Origin of the sequence: Microbacterium sp. ZKA21, assembly GCF_050434165.1 — a bacterium.
Classification (GTDB): domain Bacteria; phylum Actinomycetota; class Actinomycetes; order Actinomycetales; family Microbacteriaceae; genus Microbacterium.
On sequence record NZ_JBNPVV010000011.1, the window covers coordinates 57,061 to 65,961 of the forward strand.

The following is an 8,901-nucleotide window of genomic DNA, read 5'->3' on the forward strand; positions in this document are numbered from 1 at the left end:
TACTGAAACCCCGTCGCGAAAGCGATGGGGTTTTCTCTTTGCGCTTCGGTCCACGATCGTCAGCGTAGCCTGGACATGTGACTGCGTACGTCTCGGCCTTCGACCTCTTCTCCATCGGCGTCGGGCCGTCGAGCTCGCACACCGTCGGGCCGATGCGCGCGGCGCTGGACTTCGTCCACCGCATCCCGCTGGATGCCGTGGCCCGCGTCACCTGCACGCTGTACGGCTCGCTCGGAGCGACCGGCATCGGGCACGGTACGCCGGATGCCGTCGTCGCAGGGCTCCGGGGGCTGAGCCCCGAGACGTGCGACCCCGCCGAGGTGCGGCAGGCCTGGGCGTCGTATCCCGAGGGTGCTCCGCTGCTGCTCGCCGGGCGGCAGGGGATCGCGTTCGACAAGGACGACATCGTGTTCGCCCCGCGGACCCGGCTGCCCGCGCATCCGAACGCCATGACGATCATCGCCTACGGCGCGGATGCCGAGGTGATCGCCGAGGAGACCTACTACTCCGTCGGCGGGGGATTCATCCGCCGTGACGGCGAGGAGGCACCGCTCACCGCAGCCGAGCAGCCGTTCGCCTACCGGGATGCCGCGACCCTCATCGAGCTGTGCGATGAGCACGGGCTCACGATCGCCGAGATCGCGCGACGCAACGAGACGGCTCTCCGTCCGGAGGCGGAGGTCGCCGCCGGACTCGACGCCATCTGGGACGCGATGGCCGGCTGCGTGGATGCCGGTCTGCACGCGGACGGCGTGCTCCCCGGCATCCTGAAGGTCAAGCGCCGGGCCGCGGCGATCCGAGCCCAGCTCGAGACCGCTGAGGCCGACAGCGGACGCGAGATCCCCGGGGAGTGGCTGGGTGCGTTCGCACTGGCCGTGAATGAGGAGAACGCCGCGGGCGGGCGCGTCGTCACGGCCCCGACGAACGGCGCCGCCGGCATCCTGCCCGCCGTCGCGATGTACTGGTGGCGCTTCCTCGCCGACTCCGGTCTCGGATCCGGCAACGCGGTGACACCGCACGGCGAACTGGTCGGCAGTGCGCTGCTGCAGTCGCCGACGGAGCCCGTCGATCCCGAGTCGCTCGATCCGGAGGCGGTCGCGGAGGCCAATCGTCGCCGCGGCATCCGACGCTTCCTCCTGACGGCGACGGCGCTCGGGTCGCTGTTCAAGGCCAACGCGTCGATCTCGGGTGCGGAGGGCGGCTGCCAGGCCGAAGTGGGCTCGGCGTGCGCCATGGCCGCCGGCGGCCTCACCGCCGTCATGGGCGGCACGAACCGGCAGATCGAGAACGCCGCCGAGATCGCGATGGAGCACCATCTCGGGCTGACCTGCGACCCGATCGGCGGGCTCGTGCAGATCCCGTGCATCGAGCGGAACGCGATCGCGGCATCCACGGCCGTCACGGCGGCGCGGCTCGCGCTCCGAGGCGACGGGCAGCACTACGTCTCGCTGGATGCCGTGGTCGAGACGATGCGTCAGACCGGGCTGGACATGTCGACGAAGTACAAGGAGACCAGCGAAGGCGGACTCGCGGTCAACGTCATCGAGTGCTGATGGAGTCGATCTGGGAGCCGGGGAGCCGACGCAAGCGCGAGCAGCCGGTGGTGTCGGTGCAGCCGGTCGAGGATGCATCGGTGCAGCCGGGCCGATGGCCGGCCAGCATCCCGGCGGTCGCGCAGGTGCTGCAGGAAGGGATCGACCTCGCGCCGGGGGTGACCTTCCTCGTCGGCGAGAACGGCAGCGGCAAATCCACGCTCGTCGAGGGCGTGGCGATCGCGTACGGCCTGTCGCCCGAGGGCGGGTCCCGGAATGCGCGGCACAGCACGCGGCCCACCGAGTCGCCGCTGTCGGAGTGGCTGCGGCTGCAGCGCGGAATCGGCGCCAGCAGGTGGGGCTTCTTCCTCCGCGCCGAGACGATGCACTCGTTCTACACGTATCTCGAGGCGAATCCGTCGATGAGCATGCCGGATGTGCCGTTCCACGAGATGAGTCACGGCGAATCGTTCCTCGCGCTGCTGGGCAGCCGGTTCCGCGATCCCGGCTTCTACTGCCTCGACGAGCCGGAGGCCGCGCTGTCGTTCCAATCCACGCTGACGCTCATCACCGTGCTGCAGCGGATCGTCGACGACGGCGGGCAGGTGCTGTGCGCGACGCATTCGCCTGTGCTGGCTGCGCTCCCCGGCGCGCGCATCCTCGAGGTCGGGGAATGGGGCATCCGCGAGGCGCAGTGGGAGGATCTCGAACTGGTCCGGCACTGGCGGTCGTTCCTGGATTCGCCGCCGCGCTATCTGCGACATCTGCTCGACTAGGTGCCGGCGGCGCGGCGCTTCGTGTGCCGGGTGGGCGCGGCCGACCAGGGGTCCTCGGGCCACGGATGCTTCGGATACCGGCCGCGCATCTCGGCACGCACCTGCGAATACGGACCGGCCCAGAACGATGCGAGGTCGCCGGTCACCGCCAGAGGACGGCCGCCGGGGGAGAGCAGGTGGAACAGCACCGGTACCCGCCCTCCGACCAGTCGCGGCGTCTCGGCCCACCCGAAACACTCCTGCAGCTTCACGGCGACGACCGGGTGGGCCGTCGCATCGTCGACAGGCGGGTAGGCCAGGCGGATCCGTGATCCGCTGGGCACCTCGAGGCGTTCGGGGGCCAGCTTGTCCAGGTCCTGCGCCGCCGGCCACGGCAGCAGTCGTCGCAGCGCCGCGGCCAGGTCGATGCGTGCGGCCGGGGTCCCCGTGGCGAGTGAGGACAGTTCCGGCCCGAGCCAGGCGTCGAGGGCGTCCAGGAGCGCAGCATCTGCGACATCCGGCCACGGGGATCCGAGCTCGCGGTGCAGCAGCGCGAGGCGCCGCCGCAGCCCATCCGCCGCCTCCGACCAGCTGAACACGCCGAGCCCCTGCTCCTGCACGGCACGGCGGACGGCATCGCTGCCGCCATCGTCCGCCTGCACGCGAACGGGGACGGAAGAGCGGACGATCGCGCCGAGCCGGCGCTCGCGGCGAGCTGTCACGCGACCATCGGAGAACCGCGCCTCGACACGATCCGTGACCAGATGGGTAGCCGCCCGCTCCGCCTGGTGCTCCGAGATGACCGCTGCCGAACGGATGATCGCTCCGGTGCCGGCCGTCGCTCGACCCTGCGCGCGAGCGACGTCGGCCACGGCGAGCCACTCGGCACCGGCGAGCGGGCCGGTGATCCCTGCGCGTGTTCCGGATGCCAGGAGGTACACCGCTCCGTCCGCGGAACGATCCACCCGCCGGGCGATCCGCTCGGGAAAGGCGAGCGCGATCAGAAGACCGGTCGGATCGTCTTCTGCTCGCGCATCTGCTCGCCCGTGCGCGAACGTCGAGAGGCGGCGCACCTCCTGCTCCCAGCGCCGCGCGTCGGGGTTCCGTCCCTTCCGCAGCGTCGAGAGCGCCGCTGCGGCGTCGGCATCGGCGACACGGATATCGCTGCTCATCAGTGCGACGACTTCGGCTGCGGTGCGTGCCCCGGCGATGCTCGTGCCGTCGCGGAGTGCGCGGGCGAGACGAGGATCGGTCGGGATGCGGGCCAGGCGCCGCCCCTCGTCGGTCACGCGGCCGTCGGTGTCGATCGCGCTGAGTCCGTGCAGCACATCCACGGCATCGCTCAGGCTCTCGGCCGGAAGCGGGTCGACCATCCGGAGGCCCGCACCGCCCGGTGCACCCCAGCAGGCGAGGAGCAGGGCTGCGTCGGTGAGATCGGTCGCCGCGATCTCCGGGACGGGACGTGCGGGGGCGGCCGCGAAGGTGCGCTCATCGACGCACCGCACCACGATGCCCGGTCCCTCGCGAGTGGCGCGCCCCGCGCGCTGGGTGGCCGAGGCGCGGGACGTCGGGCCCGTCACCAGCCCGCTCATGCCCCGGGCCGCATCGCGTTGCGGGGCGCGGGACAGGCACGTGTCGACGACGAGACGGACTCCGGGAACGGTCAGCGACGATTCGGCGAGCGACGTCGTGACGATGATCCGCGCGGACTCGTCGCCCTGACGACCGCTGATCACGGCATCCTGTTCCGCAGCCGATACCCGGCCGTGCAGTTCGCGGACATCGAATTCGGCGGTGAGATCTCGGATCCGGCGCGCGATCTCGGAGACCTCGCGTGCGCCGGGGGCGAAGACGAGGGCGTCGGCGGTCGGATCGGCGCGCACCACGCCGCGGTGCGCATCGACCGTCGTGCGCGCGACATGGTCGAGGAACGTCCGCGTCACACCCCGTTCGTCCAACCGAGGGGCGGGGCTCGGCGCCCAGCGCACGTCGAGCGGATGCGCGGGAACCGTCTGGGTCACGACAGGGGCGGGTGAAGCATCCGTGCCGAGGACGGCGGCGAACCGATCGGCGTCGAGCGTGGCCGACATCGCGACCACGACGAGGTCGCCGCGCAGTTCGCGCACCTCGCCGAGCAGGCCGATCAGCAGATCCGTCTCCAGCGCGCGCTCGTGCACCTCATCGATCACGACGGCACCGACCCCTTCCAGGCCGGGGTCGTCGAGCAGCCGGCGCAGCAGGACGCCGGCCGTGACGAACTCGACCAGGGCGGAGCGCTGCATCTGACGCTCGCCGCGGACGGTGAAGCCGACGCGGGACCCGAGCGCCGACCCGTCCAAGTGGGCGAGCCTTCGGGCCGCCGCGCGCGCGGCGACTCGCCGCGGCTGCGTCACGATCACGCGGCCGGAAACGCGGCCGGCGATGATCGGCGGGACGAGAGTGGTCTTGCCCGTACCGGGAGGCGAGCTGACGATGACCGCGGTGTGCCGGTCGAGCGCCGCATTCAGGTCGTCGGCCGCTGCGGCAAATGCGAGTCCGCGACCGATTTCCGGCAGGTCGAACGGTGCAGTGGTCACGCCTCCAGTCTCTCGCGTCCGCTGCGCGCATCGGCGCGTAGGCTGAGCGGCATGACCGAGCATCGCGCACCGCGGCGGCGCGGACGCCCGCGCGGCGGCACGGATTCGCGGGCGCGGATCATCGCCGCGGCAGTCGACGAGTTCGGAGAGGGCGGGTACGACGGATCGACGATCCGCTCGATCGCGGCGCGTGCGGGCGTCGATTCCGCGCTCGTGCATCACTACTTCGGGACGAAGGCCGACCTGTTCGCGGAGGCCGTCGGGATGCCGCTGCGGCCGGATGTGGACGTTCCGGCGATCCTGGCCGGTTCCCGTGACGAGGTCGGGGAGCGGTTGGTGCGCTACATCCTCGAGGCGTTCGAGGACCCGGACGTGCAGCGCCGCGGTGTGATGCTGATGCGCACCGCGATCGCCAGCAAGTTGACGACGCCCATGCTGGCCGGTTTCCTCTCCCGCGAGCTGATCGGGCGCATCGCGCGGGCGCTGGACGTGCCGGATGCCGAGCTGCGCGCCGGCCTGGTCGCCTCGCAGATCGCTGGCCTGCTGCTGACGAGGTACGTGCTCAAGCTCGTGCCGCTCGCATCGGCATCCGTCGATGACCTGGTCGAGCGGATCGGCCCGACCGTGCAGCGGTATCTGTTCGACTGATCCTCTTGACGAGGGAGCCGACGCGGAGAACAATTCATCACATGATGAATAATGCGATCGAGATCACCGACCTCCGGGTGCGGCGGGGGAAGACGCAGGTGTTCGATGGTGTCGACCTCACGATCCCGCGAGGTGAGATCACCGGACTGCTCGGGCCGTCCGGATGCGGAAAGACCACGCTGATGCGGTCGATCGTCGGCGTGCAGCGGATCGCAGGCGGGGACGTCACGGTGCTCGGCGAGCCCGGCGGATCGCGGAAGCTGCGGCACCGCGTCGCCTACGGCACGCAGGGCGCGGCCGTCTACGGGGATCTCAGCGTGCGGCAGAACCTGTCGTACCTGGCCGGGCTTCTGAACGCTCCGCGGGGTGATGTCGATCGGGTCATCGACGAAGTCGGGTTGCGCGCCCAGGCCGGGCAGCTGGTCGATTCGCTCAGCGGAGGTCAGGAGACGCGCGTGTCCCTCGCGATGGCGCTGCTCGGTGCGCCGGAGGTGATTGTGCTGGACGAGCCGACCGTGGGACTCGATCCGCTGCTTCGAGCGGAACTGTGGGAACTGTTCCGCGGGCTCGCCGACCGCGGCGTGACGATGGTCGTGTCCAGCCACGTGATGGACGAGGCGCTGCGCTGCGATCGGCTGCTGCTCATGCGGGCCGGGCGCATCATCGCCGACACGACGCCGGCGGAGCTGCTGGCTGACACTGGAGCGGATGATCCGGATGCCGCATTCCTCGCGCTGATCGAGCGGGATCAGCGCGAGCATCCGACTTCCCGAAGGACGGCACGAGGGGAGGCGGGCGAATGAACGGCCGGCGTCTGTTCGCCACGGCGGGTCGGGTGCTCGCGCAGCTGCGGCACGATCCGCGATCGATCGCGCTGATGCTCATCGCGCCGAGCCTGCTGGTCGGCCTGTTCGCGTGGCTGTTCAGCGACCAGGAAGGGGTGTTCGATCAGTTCGGCGGCGCGATCCTGGCGCTGTTCCCGTTCATCGTCATGTTCCTCATCACATCGATCACGACGCTGCGCGAGCGGCGGTCCGGGACGCTGGAGCGGCTGATGACGACGCCGCTCGGCAAGGCGGATTTCATTCTCGGATACGCGTTCGCGTTCGGGCTGATGGCGCTGCTGCAGGCGGTCGTCACGGTGTCGTTCGCGGTCTGGGTGTGCGGTCTGGAGACCGATGGACCGCTCTGGCAGCTCGGCCTGGTGGCGATCGTGGATGCGTTGCTCGGCACGGCGCTCGGGCTGCTGGCGAGTGCGTTCGCGCAGACGGAGTTCCAGGCGGTGCAGTTCATGCCGTTGCTGGTGTTTCCGCAGATCATCCTCGGCGGGCTGTTCATGCCGCGCGATCAGATGCCGGAGGTGCTGTACGCGATCTCGGACTGGCTGCCGCTGAGCTATGCGATCGACACGATCAACGCGGTCACCGCCGGAGACAAGGGGTGGGACGTGTTCGGTCCCCTGCTGATCGTCGTGGCGTTCGCGGCCGGTGCTCTGGTGCTCGCGTCGCTCACGCTGCGGCGCCGGACGGCGTAGGACTCCGTAGACGGACGAAGGCGCCGGTGCGACCTGCGCGACCGACGCCTTCGGATGCTCACTCCGCAGGCGCGGGGGGCGGCGGGGGAGTGGCGACGTTCGTCTTCGTGGCGGCAGCGGCGGGAGCCGGGGCCTGCGCCTGCGCAACGCCTTCTCCGATGCCGCGGCCGACAGCCTGGCCCTGGATGATGGCGGCCAGGTCGAGGCCGGTCGCCGAGCTGACGCTGTCGAACACCGACTTGAGCGCCTTGGCGCTGTCGCCGCCGATGACGCTGGAGGCGCCGTCCTCGCCCGTGCTGCCGATGATCGAGACGTTTCCGATGGCGGCGTAGCCCTTGGCGAATTCGCCCATCATGGTCGGCAGCACGTCGATCACGCGCTGCGACAGGAAGGCGTCCTGGTTGGAGGCGATGGCCTTCGCCTCGGCCTCGACGGCCGCGGCGCGGGCTTCACCCTCGGCGCGGATCGCGTCGGCTTCCGCGCTCGCGCGCAGGCGCCGGGCTTCGGATTCGGCCTCGGCGAGGGCGCGCAGTGCCACGGCCTCACCTTCGGCCTTGGCCTGTGCCGCGGTCGCCTCACCCTGTGCGCGGGCCTCGTCGGCCTTCGCCTGCTGCTCTGCGATGCGGGTGCGGGCCTCGGCCTGCTTGACCTGCTCGATCGCTGCGGCCTCGGCGGCCCGCTCGCGCGTGTACAGCTCGGCCTGCGCGCGGGTCTCGGCCTCGTAGCGCTGCGCGTCGGCGACGCGCTTGACGTCGGCGTCGAGCTGCGCCTGCTTGTTCTCGGCCTGCTGCTGGAGGACGGCCTGCTCCGCCTGTGCCCTGGCCAGGTACTCGGCCTGCTCGGCTTCGGCGCGGGCGCGGCCGATGCCGGCGTCCGCGTTGGCCGTGTTCGTGTCGAGCGCGGTCTGCTCGATCAGGTTGGCTTCCTTGTTGGCGATGTTCTTCTGGTTGATCGCGCGGTCGGCATTGGTCTGCGAGATCTCGGCGGCCTGGCGCTTGGCCTGGATCTCGGGGGCGCCGAGGGACTGGATGTAGCCGACGGCATCCGTGATGCCCTTGATCTGGAAAGAGTCCAGGATGAGGCCCTGTTCGGCGAGCTCCTGCGAGACGTCGGCGGCGATCTGGTCGGAGAACTTCTTGCGTTCGCGCATGAGCTCGACGACGGACAGCGTCGCGACGATGCCGCGCAGGGCGCCCTCGAGCTGCTCGGTGGTGAACTGCTCGATGGCGGCGTCCTGCGACGCGAAGCGCTCCGCTGCTCGGCGGACGTAGAGGGGATCGGAACCGATCTTCACGATCGCGACGCCGTCGACGTTGAGCGTGACGCTGTCGAGCGACTGGGCTTCGGCGTTGAGCGAGACCTGGCGCGAGCGCAGCGAGATGATCTCGTGGCGCTGCGTGATCGGATTGACCAGGGACTTGCCGTTCACGATGACGGTGACGGGGGATTCGGACATCTCCGAGCTGCTGGTGCCGTCGGCGGCGACGATCGCGCGCTGCACCTTCTGCTTGCGCCCCGAGATGACGAGCGCCTCGTCGGCGCGTGCGACCTTGATCCAGCTGCGTGCGAACAGCAGCGCGATCAGGGCGACGACGATCAGGATGACGACCCCGATGCCGACGAGAACGAGGATGCCGACGAGTCCGGCGATCTCCATGATGTATGTCCCTCCCAGTCGATCCGCGGACGTCGCGGCGACTACATATGGTTTCGACTATGCCAGATCGGATGCCGCTGACGCTCGTTTCGGCGCGGCGGCATCGGTGTCAGGCGGCGAGGTTGTAGCGGGCGGTGCCGCCGAGGCGTGGGGTGCGGTTGGGGTCGATGTTGGCGGGTGGGATGAACCAGACTTTCGC

General features: G+C 70.4%; 7 protein-coding genes. 5 read left to right on the top strand and 2 right to left on the bottom strand.

The annotated features are described in order from the left end of the window. Nucleotides 1–77: 77 nt before the first annotated feature. Nucleotides 78–1,553, top strand: a complete 1,476-nt coding sequence (locus M2317_RS18265) for an L-serine ammonia-lyase, iron-sulfur-dependent, subunit alpha (protein WP_429462693.1) — start codon at nucleotides 78–80, stop codon at nucleotides 1,551–1,553. Further along, nucleotides 1,553–2,308, top strand: a complete 756-nt coding sequence (locus M2317_RS18270) for an AAA family ATPase (RefSeq protein WP_429462695.1) — start codon at nucleotides 1,553–1,555, stop codon at nucleotides 2,306–2,308. Before M2317_RS18265 ends, M2317_RS18270 begins: the two co-directional genes overlap by 1 nt. Here M2317_RS18270 and hrpB read toward each other — a convergent pair. After that, nucleotides 2,305–4,863 (bottom strand): ATP-dependent helicase HrpB, encoded by a 2,559-nt coding sequence (gene hrpB / locus M2317_RS18275; RefSeq protein WP_429462697.1) that lies wholly within the window; start codon nucleotides 4,861–4,863, stop codon nucleotides 2,305–2,307. The genes M2317_RS18270 and hrpB overlap by 4 nt on opposite strands. Before the next feature lie 51 nt (nucleotides 4,864–4,914). Between hrpB and M2317_RS18280 the strand changes: the two genes are divergently transcribed. The 3 genes from M2317_RS18280 to M2317_RS18290 are packed head-to-tail and all read left to right on the top strand — an operon-like array spanning nucleotide 4,915 to nucleotide 7,045. Continuing rightward, the gene (locus M2317_RS18280) at nucleotides 4,915–5,511 is read left to right on the top strand and encodes a TetR family transcriptional regulator (RefSeq protein WP_429462698.1); all 597 of its coding nucleotides are present in this window, start codon (nucleotides 4,915–4,917) and stop codon (nucleotides 5,509–5,511) included. Nucleotides 5,512–5,552: 41 nt separating this feature from the next. Continuing rightward, nucleotides 5,553–6,314 (top strand): ABC transporter ATP-binding protein, encoded by a 762-nt coding sequence (locus M2317_RS18285; protein WP_429462700.1) that lies wholly within the window; start codon nucleotides 5,553–5,555, stop codon nucleotides 6,312–6,314. Continuing rightward, entirely contained in the window at nucleotides 6,311–7,045 is a 735-nt protein-coding gene (locus M2317_RS18290; protein ID WP_429462702.1) for an ABC transporter permease, read from the top strand. The genes M2317_RS18285 and M2317_RS18290 overlap by 4 nt, the downstream gene beginning before the upstream one ends. A 58-nt stretch (nucleotides 7,046–7,103) precedes the next feature. Here M2317_RS18290 and M2317_RS18295 read toward each other — a convergent pair whose 3' ends face one another. After that, entirely contained in the window at nucleotides 7,104–8,702 is a 1,599-nt protein-coding gene (locus M2317_RS18295) for an SPFH domain-containing protein (RefSeq protein ID WP_429462704.1), read from the bottom strand. Nucleotides 8,703–8,901: the final 199 nt, after the last annotated feature.

What these genes read in the sequence shown, in the direction of transcription:
- M2317_RS18280 (WP_429462698.1), top strand. Translation starts at nt 4,915, where the DNA reads ATGACCGAGCATCGCGCACCGCGGCGGCGCGGACGCCCGCGCGGCGGC.
- M2317_RS18270 (WP_429462695.1), top strand. Translation starts at nt 1,553, where the DNA reads ATGGAGTCGATCTGGGAGCCGGGGAGCCGACGCAAGCGCGAGCAGCCG.
- M2317_RS18290 (WP_429462702.1), top strand. Translation starts at nt 6,311, where the DNA reads ATGAACGGCCGGCGTCTGTTCGCCACGGCGGGTCGGGTGCTCGCGCAG.
- M2317_RS18285 (WP_429462700.1), top strand. Translation starts at nt 5,553, where the DNA reads ATGATGAATAATGCGATCGAGATCACCGACCTCCGGGTGCGGCGGGGG.
- M2317_RS18295 (WP_429462704.1), bottom strand. Translation starts at nt 8,702, where the DNA reads ATGGAGATCGCCGGACTCGTCGGCATCCTCGTTCTCGTCGGCATCGGG.